This is a genomic window from Polynucleobacter sp. (assembly GCF_044342855.1).
In the GTDB taxonomy this organism is placed as follows: Bacteria; Pseudomonadota; Gammaproteobacteria; order Burkholderiales; family Burkholderiaceae; genus Polynucleobacter.
In genome coordinates this window covers 1-20,283 of the sequence record NZ_JBIIPA010000015.1, presented here as the reverse complement: position 1 = coordinate 20,283, position 20,283 = coordinate 1, and the positions used below count along the sequence as shown (strand labels likewise).

Sequence of the window (20,283 nt, the reverse complement as noted above, 5' to 3'; positions counted from 1 at the left end):
CAGGTGAAAAGAGAGATCGACTGGGCCCCCATTTGATCTCTATAAACACTATAAATTTGCGGCAGATAGGCCAAAGACATGGCTGGGCCCGTTACCGCATAAATATGTTCAATTGCAGTCGCTAAATTAATCAACGCTTAAACCGCCCATGAGCATGTATTTGGTTTCCATATAGTCGGTTAAGCCATACTTAGAACCCTCTCGCCCAGCACCGGATTCCTTTACACCGCCAAAAGGGGCAATTTCGGTAGAAATAACGCCTTCATTAATGCCAACCATGCCAACTTCAAGCGCGTCAGCAACCTTCCAAACGCGCGCTAAATTAGAGCTATAAAAATAAGCAGCTAACCCGAAATCAGTATCGTTTGCAGCGCGAATAACCTCATCGTCACTATCAAAACGATAGAGTCCTGCTACCGGACCAAATGTTTCTTCATGCGCCATTGCCATCTCTAGCGTCGCGCCTGACAATACAGTGGGCTTATAAAATAAAGCACCCAACTCGGATTTGGAGCCACCAACTATTACCTTGGCGCCCAAGGAGACCGCTTGTTCAACATGACTGGAGACTTTTTCCATTGCAGCAGCATTAATAAGAGGTCCTTGATTCACGCCCTCAGCAAATCCATCACCCTGCTTAAGCCCCTCTACCGCCTTGGCCAGCTTTGTTGAAAACTCGTCATAAATTGCATTATGAATAAAAAAGCGATTTACGCATACACAAGTCTGACCAGAGTTTCGGAATTTAGACGCCATCGCGCCCTCAACTGCGGCATCAATATCTGCATCCTCAAAAACAATAAAGGGGGCATTCCCACCCAGCTCTAGCGAGAGCTTTTTGATTGTTTTAGCAGCCTGCTCCGCAAGCAACTTACCGGTTCTCGTGGACCCGGTAAAGGATATTTTGCGCACATCCTTGGAATCCATTAAAGCTGCGCCAATTTGCACAGGGTTTCCAGAAACGCACTGCAAAACACCCTCCGGAATTCCAGCCTCTCGAGCTAAGGCGATCAGTGCGTGCGCACTGAGAGGGGTTTCCTCTGAGGGTTTTAAAACAACTACGCAGCCCGCTGCCAATGCTGGCGCAAGCTTCCTGGTGATCATCGCCATCGGAAAATTCCATGGCGTGATTGCCCCAACAATACCTACAGGCTCTTTGGTAACAATGATTTTTGCACCGGGCTTATGACTTGGTATTACATCTCCGTAGGCTCGCTTAGCCTCCTCCGCAAACCACTCAATAAATGAAGCTGCGTACATTACCTCGCCACGTGATTCAGCAATTGGCTTACCTTGCTCGGTGGTGATAATTATTGCCAAGTCTTCGGCATTACTTACAATTAAATCATGCCATTTTTTTAATAACTGAGAGCGCGTTTTCGCTAGCTGTTTTTTCCAAAGTGGAAAAGCCTGTCTAGCAATAGCAATTGCATCTATCGTTTGGTCATAGCCATCAGAAGGTATGCGCGCAAGCTCTTGCCCATTTACAGGGTTAAATACGGGATAACTAGCTTGCCCTGCATTTGGTTTTCCATTGATATTTTCAATCCATAAGTCTGAGCGCTTTAGTTTTGCTTGATTCATTTCTATTTTTCCACTTATTAAAAGTAATAGCCTACGTTTGCATAAAGGGTTTTGTCCCAGGAATTGCTTCCTCCGCGACCAAGCCCTTGCTCATAGTTGCCAGAAGGGTTGGTATAGGGATCATTTTTTCCAAGTCGATATTCGACAGCGGTAAAGACTTTGCCCCAGGAAAAACTCACGCCGCCGATATAGCGCTCAGTCGCTAAGAAGCCTTGAGCACTTTTGTCGTAGCGACTGTAATTTAAATAAGGAGTAATACCAGTGACTGGGCCAAGTGCCTGTGCAAAGGTGTAACTAATATCAGCCGATGACTGCAAACCTCTTGAGGCCATGTTGTATGAGCCATCATAACCCCCCATTGTCACAACGTTATCACCAACTGCGCTTGGATTTTTAGGTCGAATGATGATCGGTGTCAACGCTAACTTAGCATTCCATTGCCCGTAATTAATGCTATCAAATAGGGACACATAGAGACGATCGCCCATGCTATTAGTGCTGGTATTTTGTATAAATCCATACCATGCAGAAAGACCTGGCGTATGTTTAAAACCTCCAGCACTAATTTCACGGGTGTACCGTGCAACTAAAGATTGCTTTTCAATATTGCTAGTGCCGCTAACATTGGGCGAGAGTGTTGCTGGCCCAATTTGATAACCTGGCATTGAAATATTCGAGGAATACCGATCATTTCCATAGGGCCCAACAAAATTTCCGGCATCACCTAATAGCAAAGCCGCATCAAATTTATTGGGGCCATCTGTATGTAACCAGCTAACGCCCATGTTATAGGCATCCTGAATACCCATGGCAAAACCGATGCCCTCAAAGAAGGTGCTATCCCAAAAGCGCCCAATACCAAATGGGGTTTGAATAATACCCGCGGTTACAGAATTGTTAGGATCAATCTTGTAACCCAAGTAAGCCTCTTGCGGAAAGTTGACGCTGCCGATTTGAGCGTTGTTTCCCATATACCCATTGGTAGGGGTGTAAGGATACGCCCCACCATAAAAACGCCACTGCACAGATCCAAACAAGGTGTTGGAGTCGTACTTTGCCCCCAAAATGATCGTATCAAGACCTGCGTTTTGACCGGATTGATTGGGTCTCGCAGGGTTTTCATTGCTATACCTAAAGCGAAGTGCCCCATTTAGCTCAAACTTTCCGTCTGGAGGTAGCGCTGCAAATGATTCAGGCACCTCATCAGCAATTGCCAAACCGCAGGTGAGAATCAAGATGGGCAATACTAATAATCTACATTTTTTAAGCATGAATACCTCCTAACATGAGTCTTATTAAAGGCGCCAACTTAAGCGCGGTATTTTTTGAAAAATTGCTGAACATACTCATTGGCTGGATTGGCAATCATTTGAGCCGGCGCATCCACTTGAACTAGCTCCCCGTCCCTGAGGATCGCAATTCTTGCACCCAACTTCACAGCCTCTTCGATGTCATGAGTAATAAATACAATTGTTTTCTGAAGTTTGGCCTGCAGGGATAGAAGCAAATCTTGCATTTCGCAACGAATCAAGGGGTCAAGCGCAGAAAAAGCCTCATCCATTAAGATAATGTCTGCATCAACCGCTAATGCCCTAGCTAAACCAACTCGCTGTCGCATACCACCCGATAACTCATCTGGGTATTGATTGGCGTAAGACTCCAAGCCCACAGCCTCAAGCCATGGCATTGCTCTTTCGCGAGCCACTTTCTGATTGCATCCTTGAACGTAAAGCCCATAAGCAACGTTATCAACGATGTTCCAGTGAGGCAGCAAACCAAAACTCTGAAACACCATGCTAATTTTTTTTCTACGAAAATTAGCCAGCTCCGCACCACTCAGAGTCAAAATATTCTCGCCACTGACGGTAATAATGCCGGCACTGGGCTCAACCAATCGATTGAAATGCCTTACCAATGTAGATTTTCCAGAGCCAGATAAGCCCATCACCACGAAGATTTCGGAATGTGCGATGCTAAAAGAGACATCCCTTAAACCCACCGTACATCCAGAGTCCAGCAAAATTTCTTTTTTATTGCAGCCCTGCTTAACCATTTCAAGCGCAAGCTTTTCTTGCTCACCAAAAACCTTATAAATACCTTGAACCTCAATCACTTTTCACCTCGCTTGCAATTTACCAAACGCGCGCTTTTTGCACGTGCAGATCGACCGTACAATTGCGTGATTCGATCAATCACAACGGCCAAAATCACAACAGCGACTCCAGCCGCAGCTCCCTTGCCAAAATCCAAATTGGTTAAGCCCCCTAAGATGTCCTCACCCAAGCCATTGGCGCCAATCATTGAGGCAACTACAGTCATAGCTAAAGCCATCATCGTCGCCTGATTAATGCCCGTCATAATTGCAGGGCGCGCCAGAGGAAGACTTACCCAACGTAACAACTGCCAATAAGAGGCTCCGAATGATTTGGCAGCCTCTTGAATTTCATGATTAACTTCACGTATACCTAGTTCTGTTAGGCGGATTAATGGCGGTATTGAATAAATTACAGTTGCCATTACCGCAGGAACCTTGCCAATTGAGAAAAGCATTACCGCAGGCAACATATACACAAAAAGTGGAAAGGTTTGCATAACATCTAATATCGGGGTAACTACTTTAGAAATCTGACGATGAGATGCCATTAATATCCCAATGGGTATACCAATGATGACAGTAACAATCAGTGATGCACTCATGAGGGCCAATGTTTGCATGGTCTTTTCCCAAAGACCCAAGCAGCCAATGAAATAAATTGCGGCCATAAAACCAGCAGAATGCAGCCAATTTCTTGATCCAATAAATGCAATAACTCCTACCAACAAGATTACTAACGAGGGCGGAGCCCCAGTCAATAATTGCTCCAATGGAACGAGTAAGTTTTTTAATAAACCTGCTGATATCGCATGGAGAAAATCACCGTGAGTCTCAACCAAGCTATTAATCCACTCATTTAAACTACTTGAAAACTCCATGGGAATAAAAATATTTACAGTCATGACAAAGTCCGCAGTCTTTATTTGAAGTTAAGATTGAAATTAGCCGCAGCTTCTGGCGTCATCCAAGAATTAACAAGCTGAGCATTATTTTTTACAAAATCTTTAGCCATAACATTGCCACCGAGCTTTTTTGCTGACATTTGAGCCAATACTTGATTTAACATTTGCGGGGTCAGCTGAATTTTTGAAAGCATATCAACCACTTCGGGGGCATCATTCTTAAATCCTGCAGATACACCAATTTGCAAACGGTAAGGGGGTGTTGCTGATGGGCAAACATTATTCGTCGTAGTTTTGCCACCAAGTGTTTTCCAGCAAGCCTCGTTATATGCCGGCTCTTCAAGGCGGAACATCTTGTATTTACCCATCAAGCTTGCAGGGGACCAGTAATAAAACAGCAACGGCTTACCCCGCGCAAATGCTGAAGCAATGGTGGCATCCAATGCTCCTCCAGTCCCAGGTCTAAAATTGACGTAATCTTCGGTTAATTTATAAGCCTTCATCTTCTGGTTATTGATCATTTCGCAATCCCAGCCGGTAGGGCAATTGAGGAAGCGCCCTTTTGCAGGATTTTCATCATCGGCAAATATCGACTTGTATTTCGCTAAATCCCAAACCGTTTTTAAGTCAGGCGCTATTGCAGGAATTTTTCTCTCTGGGTCGCCCTTAACAACATACTCTGGAACAAACCAACCCTCCATGGTTCCGCCCTCTAGGGTATTTCCAACTAATTCAATCCTCTTGGCAATAACCCCCTTTTTAATAATCTCAGTTCTATCCCACTGCTCTGGCCATAGTTGTAAATCCTGAGAAACTAATGCCGCCTCTGTAACCGCCGTGCTTCCGGTAACAAATTCCGTCTTGCAGTTATAGGCATTACGCAAAATCAGGGCTGACAGCTCCCCAAAAAACTGCCCGCTTTCCCATGTAACCGCAGCAATTTTGACGGGCTTTCCAGCGGCACACCACGATGGAGTGGCAGCCGATGCATTGCCAACCAATAAAACACTCCAAACCAGCGCAGCAATACTCATACAATATGTTTTCACTTCATTTCTCCTTAATGGATAGAGCCAATTCTTAGCGTGGATCTCTGGAAATCCGAGTCTCGACATAATCATTAATAACGTCACAGGGGGTATAGTGGCGATCAATCTCAAATAGCTCTTGCTCGCTAATTTCAATATCTAGCGCAGCTATATTGGCATCCAACTGCTCGACTGTTTCAACCCCAATTAATGTCGAGGTAACGCCTTTTCTTGCAAGCACCCAGGCAAGCGCAAGTTGAGATGAAGTAACGCCCTTGGCCAACGCAACCCTATTTACAGCTGCAGCAATTTGTCGACTTACCTCATCTCCATATTGGAAATTAGTAAATTGATCGCTGGAGTTTCTTAATGAGTCCGCATTTCCAGATAGCAAACCACGCGCTAAGGGTGAAAATGGAGTAACCGCAATCCCTTCATGCATGCAATAAGGAATCATCTCCCGCTCTTCTTCGCGATATGCGGCGTTTAACTGGCACTGCATAACTGAAAATGTTGTCCAGCCATTAACCCTCGCCACCTCATTCATCTTGGCGAACTGCCAAGCAAACATAGTGGAGGCGCCAATATACCTAGCCTTACCGGCTAGTACAATATCATACAAGGCACGCATGGTTTCCTCAATTGGAGTGCTTGGATCAAATGCGTGAATCATGAATAAGTCGACATAATCAGTCTTCAAGCGACGCAAAGAATTATCAATAGAGTCAAAAATATGCTTGCGAGATAAGCCCTTGTCATTCACATCTTGACTCATCGCATAGAAACACTTGGTTGTGTAAATCAACTGCTGGCGCTGATAGCCGCTCAAGCACTTGGCGACAACTTCTTCCGAAGCGCCGATGGAATAAAAATCTGCGAAATCAATAAAATTAATACCGCGATCTACAGAAGCTTGAATCACACCAGAGGATTGCTTTTCATCAAGCACCCAGGGGCGCCATTTTGAACTTCCAAATGTCATCGTCCCCAAACACAAGCGCGAAACTTTTAATCCAGACCGACCTAAGTTAACGTAATCCATATTAGCCAACCTCACTTCGCCGGGGTGTAAAAAGGATTCTTGACATCTAAAACCGCTTGTCGGACCTCTGCCAGACTGGGTAAATTTTTCATGGCGCAAGTTACGGCCGTTTTAGCAGCGCGATAATTATTTTCAAATACCTCATTCGCATCATTTGCTGACCAACTGACCCACACGGCAGCGATAACACTCCATTCATTTTCAGCCTCTGGAGGCAATACACCCTCCAGCAAACATTCTTGAATTCCTTTTGCAACGCCAGCTTGTGCGGGCCCCCATGTCATCGACTCATGAGTCTCACCCCGCAAATCAGCTTTGTTAATAAATGCTGTCGCCGGCTTCACTGGCACACCGGGTTGCAGGACTACCATGTAAGGCAGGTGACCCTTGGTCGGCGATGACAAGGCCGAAGCAAACGCCACGCCAACTGGGCCTGACTTTTCTCCAATCATCACATTGATGTGCGCAGCGTTCGGACCACGCCCAATAAAAGACTCTCCAATATTCAAAACACTCTCCCTTGTAAGACACATTTAAAAAACATCAATCGATGAGGTATTTTTAAACACAGACAATGGATAAAGATGTATTTGATTCGGATTTTTTTTCAGCCCTTGCATTCCAACTGGTTATGAATATCGGGTTTACCCCTGCGTCATTTAATGTCGTATGCCATGTTCGGATTACAGGGCTCCGGCCGCCCGCTCTAGCATGGTGCGAAAAAGTAGATGGGTTAAGTCGCTAGTCATCGATCTCATTCGCAAATCAGCCAACCAATATCCATAAGGACCGTCGATATGCTCATCGCACACCTTCACGAGCTCGCCACTGCTAAGCTCCCGTGAAATCATCGCCTCATCTACCAGCGCAATGCCAGCACCCGTGATAGCCGCTCCAATTACCTGCTCCAAGGTTTGAAAATACATCCCTCTGGGCGCGAACTCGCCAATATTCGCACCAATAGACCCGTGCCAATTCGCCCAAGCCTGTGAAGGGTTTCTGGCATCGTAAGCAAGATGCAATAGGGTGCTAGAGTAGATGCTCGGGGGACAGCCGTTCAACCATAAAGATGGACTCGATACGGCCACATGCCGCTCCATTCTAATGCGGCGAAATTGAATGTGATCCCCGGGATGCTTTAGGTAGGCCAATATAAAATCCCAATCTTCGCCAATCCCCTCTTGATCAGCGCCAGAAGCTAGACTGGAGACAAGCTCAATACTCACATCCGGAAATCGAGAATTAAATTCCTTGAGTTGCGGCACTAAATTTCGCCCTACTAGGGTGATGGGCGCCAAAACCCGAATCACCCTTCTTGACTCAGTCAGCGCTGCAGAATTTAACGCACCCTCGATTGCTTTCATTGGTGCTTCGATTTTTTCCAATAAAAGAGCGCCTGCGGCAGTTAACGCCAACCTATGATGAAAGCGATCAAACAACTTCACGCCCAATGAGTCTTCGAGAGACTTTATTTGCTTGCTAACCGCACTTTGACTCATACACAAGCATTTTGCCGCCTCAGTAAAACTGCTTAATTCGGCTGTCAACCTAAAACTATTTAACACCTCCATATGCAGATTTTTAAGATTCACATTTAATTCCCATTGCACTCTTAGCGTTGTATTCTCGGAGCAATTGGCAATAGCAATCAACCATTAAATCCGAGACAAGATTAGCGGATTATTATTCACCCTTAAGGGCGAAAAAGTTGATATGTTTAGGGTTATCGAGCGCTATCCATTGAGACAGCGCTCGATAACCCTACATTTCTTAAATCCAAGCAGTTAAGTAATAGACGGCGATAACAAAAAATACTGCAATAGTTTTAATGCAGGTAATCGCAAAAATATCCCGATACGATACGCGGTGCGTTAAGCCCGTCACAGCAAGCAAGGTAATTGCAGCGCCGTTATGAGGTAATGTATCCATACCACCACTAGCCATAGAAGCGATGCGGTGTAAAACCTCCATTGGAATACCCGCATTCTGCGCACCATGAATATACGACTCGGACATGGCAGCTAAGGCAATCCCAAGACCGCCCGATGCTGACCCGGTAATACCAGCTAAAGCGGTCACTGTAACCGCTTCATTAATTAATACATTAGGTACTAACCTTAAGACATCCGCGACAATTAAAAATCCAGGCAAAGCAGCGATTACCGCACCAAACCCATACTCCGAGGCGGTATTCATCGCAGCCAATAAAGCGCCGCTAATGGCGGCCTTAGAACCCTCGGCAAAACCAGCAATGATTCGTCGATATGAAAATATGAGTACCGTTAACACGCCAAGCAATAACGCACCCTCAACCGCCCAGATTGCTGAGACACTCCCAATGCTTTGGACTACAGGAGGAGCGCTTCCAATGACCGCCGGAACGAATGAAACTGTTTTGCCATAAACCGCAGGAATCCACGCGGTGAAAAATTTGTTGGCAAGCGCCACTACGATTAAGGGTAGAACCGCAATCAAAGGATTCCTCAATTGCTCGTTGACATCAAATGGAGCCGGCTCGTTAATGTGCGCAAGGCCATAGCCCTCCCCCGCATTTTTAGCTGCACGCCTGCGCCAGTCTAAATAAAGCATTCCTAAAACAAAAATAAAAATAGAGCCTATTACTCCAAGCGCAGGGGCAGCGTAAATATCGGCGCCAAAAAACGTCGTTGGTATCACATTCTGAATTTGCGGCGTCCCAGGTAACGAATCCATCGTAAAGGTGAAGGCGCCAAGGGCGATAGTTCCCGGTATTAACCTTTTAGGAATATCACTTTGTCGAAATAATTCAGCAGCAAAGGGATAGACAGCGAATACAACAACCAATAATGAGACACCACCATAAGTCAGTAGCGCGCACACCAAGACGATTGACAGCATCGCGCGATCACGACCAGCTGGAAACTTAGCCGTCTGATAGCTTGCGCCATTAATCGACTGGGTGCTGATACCCCAATCGTACTAACAGCAGCAAAAATAATAATGTTAGATTGGATGGGCGCACCTGTTGTGCAAAACATCCACACCCCAAAAAAATCTCTAAACAATTCACGATGATCAGTTGTCAAGTTCTATTGGTGACTTTTGAGTCCATGTAGGTATTAACGATATCTAGCTATTGAGCCAGTATGTGCTAACAAGGCGACTCACCCAATTGTTGATAATGCAAAAGCAATCTGCTCTTCTGTGAACTTTGACCTCTTCATGGCGCACCCCTCCTTAGGGATAATATCGCCGATTTTTTCTAATTTAGGGTGTCCAATTTATTGGGAGGAGGTCACCTCCACTTTGGTTCCAGGGGGCGATTAACTTCATCCTGTCATTTGCCCCTGCTTTTTGGTCCATAGGACCTATCAAAATAGGGAGGAATACTTATAGGGGTATTCAGATTGATGAAGCCAACCCTCTTCAGGGGGCATGTCTTAAAACTGAACATATTTCCCGAAAAAATATTAGGCAATACCCTTGATTTTGATTCTTTTTTTGAGTTTATAAATTCCCCCAGGTCAATTCATTGACTGCTATTCAGGATTAATGAAAATTCATATCAGTTGCTATATTGACGCGCAACGTACACAAAACCACTAGGAGAGAATCTTGATCTATGCAGCCCCAGGCGCTCAAGGCGCAAAAATACAATACAAGGCCCACTACGATAATTTTATTGGCGGCGAGTGGATCCCACCTGTAAAAGGCGAGTATTTTGACGTCATCACTCCCATTAGCGGAAAAATATATACTCGGGCAGCCCGCTCCAGCGCCGAGGATATTGAGCTTGCCCTAGATGCCGCCCACAAAGCAGCGGATTCTTGGGGAAAAACACCACCAGCAGATCGTGCGAATACCCTCCTCAAAATAGCCGATCGAATCGAGGTCAACCTTGAGTTATTAGCCTATGCTGAAACTGTAGACAACGGTAAAGCCATTCGCGAAACACTCAATGCAGACATTCCTCTAACCGTTGATCATTTCCGCTATTTCGCCGGCTGCATTCGGGCACAAGAAGGAGCGCTTTCCCAGATTGATGAAACCATGGTGGCCTATCATTTTCATGAGCCTTTAGGGGTTGTCGGTCAAATCATCCCTTGGAACTTTCCAATTTTGATGGCTGCGTGGAAACTTGCGCCGGCATTGGGGGCGGGAAACTGCGTGGTATTAAAGCCCGCTGAATCCACCCCTATTTCAATCCTAATACTACTTGAATTAATTGCTGATTTATTGCCGCCAGGAGTTCTGAATGTGGTGAATGGCTTCGGTCGTGAAGCTGGTATGCCTTTGGCCACAAGCAAGAGAATCGCTAAAATTGCATTTACTGGATCCACCTCAACCGGCCGGGTAATCGCTCAGGCAGCTGCCAACAATCTCATCCCAGCAACCCTGGAATTAGGCGGCAAATCACCCAACATCTTTTTTGCAGATGTCATGGATAAGGACGATGGTTTTTTAGACAAGGCAATAGAAGGCTTGGTTTTATTCGCCTTCAATCAAGGCGAAGTCTGCACTTGCCCATCCCGAGCGCTAATTCAGGAAAGCATCTACGAACGTTTTATGGAAAAGGTGCTTAAACGCGTTGCAGCCATTAAACATATGAATCCACTAGATACTGATAGCATGATGGGAGCCCAGGCGTCTAAAGAGCAATTAACAAAAATTCTTACCTACCTAGATTTAGGAAAACAAGAGGGTGCCGAGTTATTAGCCGGTGGGTCACAGGCACACTTAGATGGCGATCTAAAAAATGGTTACTATGTGCAGCCAACCCTACTCAAAGGTCATAATAAGATGCGAGTGTTTCAGGAGGAAATCTTTGGTCCAGTTCTAGCGGTCACCACATTTAAAGATGAAGCCGATGCACTAGCAATTGCGAACGACACCCTATATGGGCTAGGCGCCGGCGTATGGAGTCGCAATGGCAATGTAGCCTACCGCATGGGTCGCTCCATTAAAGCTGGGCGGGTTTGGACAAATTGTTATCACGCCTATCCTGCGCACGCAGCCTTTGGCGGCTACAAAGAATCTGGCATCGGCAGGGAAACCCATAAAGTAATGCTGGATCATTACCAGCAAACTAAAAATCTGCTAGTCAGCTACAGCGAATCAAAGCTAGGATTCTTCTAAATCCCAGCCCTCATGATTGCAATGTCGCGAGGTGAAATTAGCTACCCCGCGACATTGAAAACATGATCTTGATATCCACTCCAATAAAGGAATTATCATGGTTGAACGGGTCATCGCCACTAAATCAGCACTCGATCTCATCGCCAAACTCAGAGCGGAATATGGTGAGCTTCTATTTCATCAATCCGGTGGCTGCTGTGACAACAGCGCAGCCAACTGTTATCTACCCAGCGACCTCACAATTGGTCCCCACGATATTAAACTAGGTGAAATAGGGGCGACCCCTTTTTACATGAGCAAAACCCAGTATGACTACTGGAAACATCTACAACTGATCATTGATGTCATTGAGGGTCGTGGCGGCACTTTTTCACTTGAAGGATCAACTGGAATGGCTTTTCATACTCGCTCACGACTATTCACAAGCGAGGAATGGCAAGCAATAGAGGTGCAAGCGCTTAAGGATATCAACAACTAATTCCTTCTCCATATTGCATCCTCAATACGCCAATGGGTTGTCTGCAAGCTCAACCAGACAGGCTTTTGCTTGGGCGCGATAAATTCACACCTACCCCGTGAAGGGCCCCTTCTTTTAGAGCCACCCCTGACAAGGATCGACGGCAAGCCTCTTTCATTAGATACATCAACTTTTGTTTGGCCACCGCATAAGACATTCCTGCATGACGAATATTGGAGAGGCAATTACGCTCCGAATCCATCGACCCATGCCGTGGAGCCCAAGTCATATAAACCCCCATGCTATCAGGAGAACTTAATCCAGGCCGCTCCCCAATTAAAACAACAACCATGCGCGCATTTAGTGCCACGGCCACTTCATCCCCAATCGCTACTCGAGCATTTAAGGCCAAAACAATTGGAGCAATGCGCCACTGAAGTTGGAGTATTTCCGGCAAAAATTCCCCCAAGAACGCATTGGCATTCTTTTCAATTGCCAAAGGGGACAGACCATCAGCCACCACAAAAACAACATCATATGGTTTTTCTGCTGGTGCACAATACTCCACTAATCGCAAAGCGGACTGCTCATCCAAACGCCTGCCAAGATCGGGGCGCTTTAAATACATCTCGCGATCAAGCGCTTGACTGTGAACGACTATAGCGTCTTGAGATGCCGCCCTGAATTTCTCTTGAATTTGCTCCAAAGGCAGGGGGTGATATATTGCTTCACGCGCTTTAGCGTGCGCCAACTGAAATTCCAAATGCGGTGCTGTGGGCAAGCTAATGCCTGCCCGACCTAATGCAATGCGGGCTTGGGTAAAGCGTTTTAAATTGGCCCAAGCATTTGCAATTAAAAAATTGGATTCTGGTGTACTCATACCCTCAGCCCTCAGAAAACGATAATGTTCTGCCAAATGATGGAGGCACTGCGTTTGCTAAAGACATGCCGGAATCATCAAGAAATATTCCCTTGAAACGCAACCACTCCTCAAACTCAGGCGCAGGTCGAAGACCTAAAACTTGTCGCACATACATCGCATCATGAAAAGAGGTGGTTTGATAATTCAACATCACATCATCAGACCCCGGAATGCCCATGACAAAATTAATTCCAGCAACCGATAGCATGGTTAATAACACATCCATATCCCCCTGATCGGCTTGCGCATGATTTGTATAGCAAATATCACAACCCATCGGCAATCCCATTAATTTTCCGCAGAAATGATCTTCAAGACCAGCTCGAATTATTTGCTTGGCATCGTATAAATATTCTGGTCCTATAAATCCAACAACGGTATTGACTAAAAATGGATTGAATTTTCGAGCTACAGCATAGGCGCGAACTTCACAGGTCTGCTGATCCATGCCGTGATTTGCGCGAGCTGAAAGCGCGCTACCTTGCCCTGTCTCAAAATACATGACTTGATTGGATTTAGCATTGCGCTGTAGCGATAAACCCGCAGACCTTCCCTCCGATAGCAGGGCCAAGTTCACGCCAAAACTAGTATTCGCATCCTGAGTTCCCGCAATCGATTGAAATACCAAGTCTACTGGGGCTCCTTGATCAATCGCCTGTATCGTATTGGTAATGTGCGTGAGCACACAGGATTGCGTTGGAATTTGATGAAGCCCAATAAGCTCGTCCAACATAGATAACAGCACTTTGACCGAAGTGACATTATCGGATGCCGGATTAATACCAATAAGAGCATCACCACTGGCGTACATCAAGCCATCAAATGTGCTTGCGATAATCCCATAAGGGTCATCCGTAGGGTGGTTTGGCTGCAAACGTGTTGAAAGGCGCCCACTCAAACCCACCGTAGATCGAAATGTAGTGACTACCTGACATTTTTTAGCAACCGCCACCAAATCCTGTATTCGCATAATTTTACTGACTGCGGCAACCATTTCAGGGGTTAACCCAGGCGATAACGCAGCCAACTTAGATGAAGTGGCAAATTCTGAAAGCAGCCAGTTTCTCAAATCGCCTACCGTGAAATGGGCATACGGCGCAAATGCAGCGCCATCATGCTCATCCATAATTAAACGAGTTATCTCATCAATCTCATAGGGAACCAGGGCTTCATTTAAAAAATTTTTCAGCGGCACATCAGATAAAGCCATTTGCGCAGCGGCGCGCTCTAACTCTGTTTGCGCTGCCACCCCAGCCAACTCATCGCCGGAACGCAAAGGACTTGCTTTGGCTAAAAGCGTTTTTAAGTCTTTGAATTGATAATTGGTGGAATCTACTGTATGCGAATAAATACTCATAATGTACTTTCTGCCAAGACCTATTGGCGCGTACCACTAGTAAGCAAAAAAACAATCAGACCTAAAAACATAACCCCAAAGAAAATTCCAGCCAATAAGGGGTTGTAATAAATCATTGCCATCAAGCAAATCGACGATGTTAATAAGGCGAATCCCGGGAAAAAAGGATACATTGGCACTTTAAATGTACGCTCCAACTGGGGCTCTGAATGACGTAACTTGAATAAACTCATCATGCTCAAAATATACATAAAGAGTGCTCCGAAAACAGCCATCGTCACAATGTTGGCCGTCAAAGAATTGCCACCAAAACTGAGAATATCGTCACTATAAATTGCTGCGATACCAATAAATCCGCCCGCTAGAATTGCCCTATGAGGTGTTTTATATTTGGGGTGAATTTTAGAAAAATAACTGGGTAAATAACTCTCCCTAGCTTGGGCATATATTTGTCGTGAATACCCGAGAATAATTGCATGGAACGACGCAACCAAACCAAAGAGTCCCAACCATACCAACATGTGCGTCCAACCACTATTCTCACCCACTATCGAGCGCATTGCTTGCGGCAAGGGATCGTTAATATTGGCCAACTTGGTCCAGTCCCCAGAACCGCCAGCAAAAACCGTAACGCCAATAGCCAAAACTAATAAAGTCAAAATTCCACCAACATAAGCAATTGGTATGGATCGCTTTGGATCCTTCACCTCTTCAGCAGCCATGGCAACTCCCTCGATTGCGAGAAAAAACCAAATGGCAAATGGGATGGCTGCAAACATTCCCGGAATTGCGGCGATGCTAAATTCATCTTGCCCACCCCAGCCCCCTCTAACAAAATTTTCAAGTGAGAATCCAGGAGAAACGACCCCCATAAATACCAACAACTCAAAAATAGCGATTGATGTAATAAATAACTCAAAAGTAGCCGCAACTTGTACGCCAATAATATTGAGCGACATAAATACGATATAAGCACCCACCGCTACCGTTTTTGGATCCCAAGAAGGAAATTGAACATTGATGTAGGCCCCAATTGCCAAGGCAATGGCAGGGGGCGCAAACACAAACTCCACCAAAGTGGCAAAACCTGCTAGATACCCTCCCGTTGGCCCAAATGCGCGACGGCTGTAAGCAAACGGCCCTCCCGCATTGGGAATAAGACTTGTAAGCTCGGTAAAGCTAAAGATAAATGTGATGTACATTGCGGCGACACAGCAGGACGTCACCACAAACCCCAAGGTTCCTGCGCTTGCCCACCCATAACTCCAGCCAAAATATTCTCCGGAGATGACAAGTCCGACAGCAATGCCCCACAACTGCCAAGTACCTAGGGTTTTATTCAGACCGGGGTGCGCCAAACTCTCTTTTGTCTGCTTAATAGCTTCAATTGACATATTTAACCTCTTGTATTGAATTTTTAAAAATCACGGGTAGCAGAAAGAAATATCTTGGGGGCCGCCACATTGGCCGTCTGCCCATTGCCCGTCAAGGATCCATACGATTGAAATGCTGCTGGATTGCTGGTCCAAGAATAAAATAGCCCGGCGCCCCATCCCCCTGGGATGGTTTTGCTGACTCCAAGGCGAAAATAGCTCCAATCCAAATTAACGCTATTTGCAATCCACTGATGTCCAGCAATACCAGAGACACCCCAACCATCATCTAGCTCCTGCTTCAAGCTGACTTCACCGTATTGGGAACCCCTCGTTGAACCATAAACACCAGCCGAAGAGTCGACCGAAGAAAAAACGCCAGGCGCTGAATTGTTAACAGCCCAGCCGTAGAAGGAGGTTAAAGTTCTGCCATACTTAACCGAGAGGGCCTTGTAACTCAGCCCCAAGGAGACTTCAGCCGTATTAGGGCTAGAGGGCGTAAAAACATTCCCACCCAAAGCCTTAGAGTAGTTTCCGCCAGGATAGTAAACATAAACCAAGCCAAGGTCAGCGTTAATATCTTCCATGCCAGCCCTATATCCAGCGTAAATATCAGTCTCTAAATTACTTCCTGGAACCCATTTTTCAGAAACATTGGAGGCCCACGCGCCTAAATAAAAGCCGGAACGATGCTCAAACTCGCCGCCAGCCTGTAAGGCCGGCTTGTCAAAGGTTTGGGTTAGGCCACGCCAAATATAGTTGCTCACCAAAGACACATTACCCGTTGACTTATATTCCGGATTTGACTCAACAGTCTCGGCGGCTTGAGAAATGCCAATCCACATTGAAGCGCACAACAATAGAGCAGACCTCAACGCAATCCCTGAAAAACAAGGCGACACATATTTTTTCAAAATCCAACCTCCCCCAGTTGATATTTATTTTTTTCAAAAGCCCAACGCATCTAATAATTGATGCCACATGTGCATCTCGCACTCCAACCCTCATCTTCTATCAGCGCTGATATGGAGGACAAGTCGAGGATCCCAATAAAAACAGGTGGGCCAAAAAAATAGGGGGATTAAAGGGCTTACCCCAATTGGCTCAGGGAAATGTTGTTCAAAAATTTAACGCTACTCAATGCTGACGCATGAGATTGATTGTCTAAACAATTGGGGCTAAGTGTGATTTACGCTGGCTTACTTGGACGATTCTTGCCTCATGTACTTGTACAAAGTATTTCGACTAATGCCTAGAGATCTCGCCGCTTTGGTGATATTTCCTTTGGCAGCCTCTAAAGCGTCTAATGCGATCTCTCTAGATATGGCTTTTAAAGTATGCTCAGCCTTTTTAATGCTTGGCACTTGAACAAACTGCTCAGCCAAGGGCGCCTCCCTTTTTGGGTCGAAAAAGATAGTGGACTTATCACCAGTTAAAGCAAATTGAAATGCCATCTCTTTCCCTCGATACATTCGCAAGGTGCAATACCCCTCAGGACGAAACCTCCCATACCTCAAGATATCCTCAAGCTTTATATCCACAATTTGTTGTAATTTTTCCGAGCCAAGTTCAAGGTGGGATATCCCCAAATACTTCAGCGCCGTAAGGTTAGCCGCTACGATTTTTCCGTCCTCAGAAAGGCCTAGCACTCCTTCGGAAATTGAACCTAGCCCACCAGGGGATGGATGAATGCTAGCGGTAACAAAATAAGAGGCGGCTCTTGAAAAAAACAACTGTTTCTCCAGGCTGTGTGCGGCCACCGATATAAGGCTCGATATATACGGATGATATTTTCGACTATCAGTAGATACATTTAAAACCCCAGCTACATTTCCAATGGAATCAAATACTGGTACGGCAGAGCAGCTCAAAAAGAAATTGGGGCGCATAAAATGTTCATGCCCATTAATGGCAATAGGCACCCCGTCTTCTAATGCCGTGCCTATTGCATTTGTTCCACGATGCCTCTCTGCCCATGAGGCGCCCGGCTTCAATAAAACGCGCTCAGCCTTTGACATAAATTCTGCATCTCCAATAGAGTGAATAATTACACCCTGACGATCTGCCAAAACTACCACCCCACCAACCCCTTTTACCAGGCTGTAAAAATAATTCATAATTGGCGCTGCTAACCCAATCAATTCTGCTCGCTGCTCGATTCGCGATTCTAAAAAACTTCCCCCAATAATATTTCCAAATGCACTTCTTTGACCGGGGTCCAGACCCAGACGCAAACAACGACTCCAAGATTGATATACCCGGGGGCTTATCAACTCCAATGAACTCTTGGTGGGCTCCACACCATCAGCAAACCAACTGCGGCGGATCGATGCCAGACTAGCCTTAGTCAATTGCGCTCGCAAAGAAAAAATAAATTTTGACGCATTTTTATGAGTCCTTTAATTTACATCTCTAATTCATTTTGCGGATCACCATACCCCTGCAAATTCCTAGGCTTCAATCTAAGAACAGCAGAAGATTTAATTAACAGCATGCAAGGCGAACTTAGCAGACCAAGAAGATCGTAATGGGTCGTAGCAACTTATACAGGTAAATATAGGGTATTTCATTACTATCCATTGGGACAGTCCCATTGAGTTATGAAATACTTTTAAGTCACAAAATATTAGGCCAAACCTAGCCTTCTCTTTTTTGCCAACAACATCCAATAAGCTTTGATTTTTTGGACAGGCCGTCTGGTTAATATAAAGTCATACAAACCGCATGTTAAGAAGCTTGTTGTTTTAGGTCAATGGTGATGGTGGGAGGTGCACTAGAGTTGGTGTTCGCTGTAGTGTTCGCTGTAGTGTTCGCTGCAGTGCTCGCTCCATTACTGGGTAGGTTACTTGCCGTCCAAAGCTACTATCGCTGGCGCAAGATGTACGGCGGCATGCCCCTCAAGGGATTCCCTTTGGTCAAGGCGGACCAAGCTAAGAAGTTCAAAGACTTGGAACTGGAGAATGCGAGGCTTAAGAAGCTCGTGGCAGACCTATCGCTACGCGAAGTGATGCTCCAAGAAGTCATCAAGGGAAACTTTTAAGCCCCACTAGACGTAAAAATGCAGCGCAACTGCTCATGGATCGTTACAAGATCTCTGAACGGTCTGCCTGCAGTTTGGCGGGGCTATCGAGAACAGCCTATCGCTATATGCCATTACCCCGTGATGACGAAGAACCCTTTAGAGCAGAGATCATCCGCTTAGCTTGCACTTACGGCAGATATGGCCATTCAATCAGAACTTTAAGTTTTTAAATCTAAATTTAGCGATTCTTTATCTTCAGAAATTCTTTGCTTAACGGATTTTTCCTCCATATCATCCAAGAATGAAGTTTCTCGCAAACGATACTCAATGGTAGGCATTGACAGGAGCCCTGCTTTTAAGCCCCCCTGAATCCAAATACGATCACGGATTTCACCACGAGCATATTTAGAAATGGCTGCATCATTCAATTCTAGAAATAGAGCCCTCACGTCACCAAAATCATGAACCACAAAGCGATTTTCCCAACCATCAGGAAGAGTGGGTAAATCAGGGCTGGCTGCATCTACGTAATAGCCGTATTTATCTTCAAAGGCACTACCCTGACCGATGATCGCTGCAACCTCACCTGCGCGAGCCGGATCATCTTTTGGATATAAATCAACATCAATTGAGCGCACCATTTCATCTGGGGGAGGAACTTTAAGACCTAAAGCGGTCAGACTACCGATAATCACGTATTCAGAGTGGTTGGTGATCTTTTTAGCTTCAGTTAATACATGATGAATATGACTCAGGTTCACTGAACTTCTTTCATCAAAAAGCTAAATGGTGAATTTTGTGCCAGCGCATGGGCTTGAGGAGCACTATTGCAAACTTCTTGCTCCATGTGGGAGGGATCTGAGCTCAATAACCTTTTCCAAGCGTCGATATAAAAACGACTACACAAGTCCCGCTCTTCCCACTTCTGAATTCTAGCTTGCGCCTTAGCAATCACATCCTGGCGACGATCCGATTGCAACAACACCAATGCGTGACGATGCAACCGAGCCAGCTTTTCATATTTCTGGGCATCGGCCTGACGCGCCAAGACACGCGAGGAAATAGAGGGCTTAGATTGATTGCTCTGCATGGAACAAGTATATATAGGGTGTTAGATATGGGCAAGAGGACCGCCAGATGCGTTGCTGGTTCCGTTGCCAGGTAAATTACTTACCCCCACCACAATACCGCCGGCGGTCTTTAAAGTGGGGCTTGGATTGGTGTTTTGGCTATTGCTTAGGTTAATTGTGGCGTAGGCAAGGCTTTGACTGATCTTGCCACTGTTAGAGCTGTTTTGGGTCATGAGGTCACTACCACTACTGGTGTGGGTCTTGGATTGGGATTGTATAGCGGCATCAATATTGAGCTTAGCATTGGGGTTGATGG

Annotated in this window: 19 protein-coding genes and 1 pseudogene; 3 read left to right on the top strand and 17 right to left on the bottom strand. The window is 45.6% G+C overall.

Going from position 1 to position 20,283, the window contains the following annotated elements:
• Window positions 1–126 precede the first annotated feature (126 nt).
• From ACIQZ3_RS06410 to ACIQZ3_RS06370, 9 genes and pseudogenes are all read right to left on the bottom strand, one after another.
• A complete protein-coding gene (locus tag ACIQZ3_RS06410) occupies window positions 127–1,584 on the bottom strand; it encodes an NAD-dependent succinate-semialdehyde dehydrogenase (RefSeq protein WP_397391412.1) in 1,458 nt (485 codons plus the stop codon).
• Between the two features lie 17 nt (window positions 1,585–1,601).
• Window positions 1,602–2,855 carry a hypothetical protein gene (locus tag ACIQZ3_RS06405; RefSeq protein WP_397391410.1) on the bottom strand — a complete coding sequence of 418 codons (1,254 nt, stop codon included), beginning with the start codon at window positions 2,853–2,855 and terminating at the stop codon, window positions 1,602–1,604.
• Between the two features lie 38 nt (window positions 2,856–2,893).
• Window positions 2,894–3,697 (bottom strand): glycine betaine/L-proline ABC transporter ATP-binding protein, encoded by an 804-nt coding sequence (locus ACIQZ3_RS06400; RefSeq protein ID WP_397391408.1) that lies wholly within the window; start codon window positions 3,695–3,697, stop codon window positions 2,894–2,896.
• Complete coding sequence (locus ACIQZ3_RS06395; protein ID WP_397391406.1) at window positions 3,694–4,581, bottom strand: ABC transporter permease; 888 nt, start codon at window positions 4,579–4,581, stop codon at window positions 3,694–3,696. Before ACIQZ3_RS06395 ends, ACIQZ3_RS06400 begins: the two co-directional genes overlap by 4 nt.
• A gap of 17 nt (window positions 4,582–4,598) precedes the next feature.
• Complete coding sequence (locus ACIQZ3_RS06390) at window positions 4,599–5,630, bottom strand: glycine betaine ABC transporter substrate-binding protein (protein WP_397391404.1); 1,032 nt, start codon at window positions 5,628–5,630, stop codon at window positions 4,599–4,601.
• A gap of 31 nt (window positions 5,631–5,661) precedes the next feature.
• Entirely contained in the window at window positions 5,662–6,651 is a 990-nt protein-coding gene (locus ACIQZ3_RS06385) for an aldo/keto reductase (RefSeq protein ID WP_397391476.1), read from the bottom strand.
• An 11-nt stretch (window positions 6,652–6,662) separates the two neighbouring features.
• Window positions 6,663–7,160, bottom strand: coding sequence for a formaldehyde-activating enzyme (fae, locus tag ACIQZ3_RS06380; protein ID WP_397391402.1), 498 nt, complete (start codon window positions 7,158–7,160; stop codon window positions 6,663–6,665).
• 174 nt (window positions 7,161–7,334) lie between these two features.
• Entirely contained in the window at window positions 7,335–8,222 is an 888-nt protein-coding gene (locus ACIQZ3_RS06375; protein ID WP_397391474.1) for a LysR family transcriptional regulator, read from the bottom strand.
• 199 nt (window positions 8,223–8,421) lie between these two features.
• Window positions 8,422–9,543 (bottom strand): annotated as a pseudogene (locus tag ACIQZ3_RS06370) (GntP family permease); the annotation flags it as partial.
• 702 nt (window positions 9,544–10,245) lie between these two features.
• Here ACIQZ3_RS06370 and ACIQZ3_RS06365 point away from each other — a divergent pair.
• Window positions 10,246–11,766 (top strand): aldehyde dehydrogenase family protein, encoded by a 1,521-nt coding sequence (locus tag ACIQZ3_RS06365; protein ID WP_397391400.1) that lies wholly within the window; start codon window positions 10,246–10,248, stop codon window positions 11,764–11,766.
• A gap of 97 nt (window positions 11,767–11,863) precedes the next feature.
• On the top strand, window positions 11,864–12,244 hold the full coding sequence (locus ACIQZ3_RS06360) for a DUF779 domain-containing protein (protein WP_397391398.1): 381 nt from the start codon (window positions 11,864–11,866) through the stop codon (window positions 12,242–12,244).
• A 49-nt stretch (window positions 12,245–12,293) separates the two neighbouring features.
• On the opposite strand, the gene eutC is transcribed toward ACIQZ3_RS06360, so the two are convergent.
• From eutC to ACIQZ3_RS06335, 5 genes are all read right to left on the bottom strand, one after another.
• Window positions 12,294–13,103 carry an ethanolamine ammonia-lyase subunit EutC gene (gene eutC, locus ACIQZ3_RS06355; RefSeq protein ID WP_397391396.1) on the bottom strand — a complete coding sequence of 270 codons (810 nt, stop codon included), beginning with the start codon at window positions 13,101–13,103 and terminating at the stop codon, window positions 12,294–12,296.
• Between the two features lie 4 nt (window positions 13,104–13,107).
• Complete coding sequence (locus tag ACIQZ3_RS06350; protein ID WP_397391394.1) at window positions 13,108–14,502, bottom strand: ethanolamine ammonia-lyase subunit EutB; 1,395 nt, start codon at window positions 14,500–14,502, stop codon at window positions 13,108–13,110.
• A 20-nt stretch (window positions 14,503–14,522) separates the two neighbouring features.
• Complete coding sequence (gene eat / locus ACIQZ3_RS06345; protein WP_397391392.1) at window positions 14,523–15,896, bottom strand: ethanolamine permease; 1,374 nt, start codon at window positions 15,894–15,896, stop codon at window positions 14,523–14,525.
• A 23-nt stretch (window positions 15,897–15,919) separates the two neighbouring features.
• Window positions 15,920–16,777, bottom strand: a complete 858-nt coding sequence (locus ACIQZ3_RS06340; RefSeq protein WP_397391390.1) for a TorF family putative porin — start codon at window positions 16,775–16,777, stop codon at window positions 15,920–15,922.
• A 297-nt stretch (window positions 16,778–17,074) separates the two neighbouring features.
• Window positions 17,075–18,175, bottom strand: coding sequence for a helix-turn-helix domain-containing protein (locus ACIQZ3_RS06335; protein ID WP_397391388.1), 1,101 nt, complete (start codon window positions 18,173–18,175; stop codon window positions 17,075–17,077).
• A gap of 452 nt (window positions 18,176–18,627) precedes the next feature.
• On the opposite strand from ACIQZ3_RS06335, the gene ACIQZ3_RS06330 reads away from it, so the two are divergent.
• Window positions 18,628–18,915, top strand: coding sequence for a hypothetical protein (locus tag ACIQZ3_RS06330; protein WP_397391386.1), 288 nt, complete (start codon window positions 18,628–18,630; stop codon window positions 18,913–18,915).
• Window positions 18,916–19,115: 200 nt separating this feature from the next.
• On the opposite strand, the gene ACIQZ3_RS06325 is transcribed toward ACIQZ3_RS06330, so the two are convergent.
• The 3 genes from ACIQZ3_RS06325 to ACIQZ3_RS06315 form a co-directional block, all read right to left on the bottom strand.
• Complete coding sequence (locus ACIQZ3_RS06325) at window positions 19,116–19,658, bottom strand: DUF6036 family nucleotidyltransferase (protein ID WP_397391384.1); 543 nt, start codon at window positions 19,656–19,658, stop codon at window positions 19,116–19,118.
• The gene (locus tag ACIQZ3_RS06320; protein ID WP_397391382.1) at window positions 19,655–19,987 is read right to left on the bottom strand and encodes a hypothetical protein; all 333 of its coding nucleotides are present in this window, start codon (window positions 19,985–19,987) and stop codon (window positions 19,655–19,657) included. Before ACIQZ3_RS06320 ends, ACIQZ3_RS06325 begins: the two co-directional genes overlap by 4 nt.
• 21 nt (window positions 19,988–20,008) lie before the next feature.
• Window positions 20,009–20,283, bottom strand: a 275-nt coding sequence (locus ACIQZ3_RS06315) for a hypothetical protein (RefSeq protein ID WP_397391380.1), incomplete at its 5' end; no start/stop codon positions are given.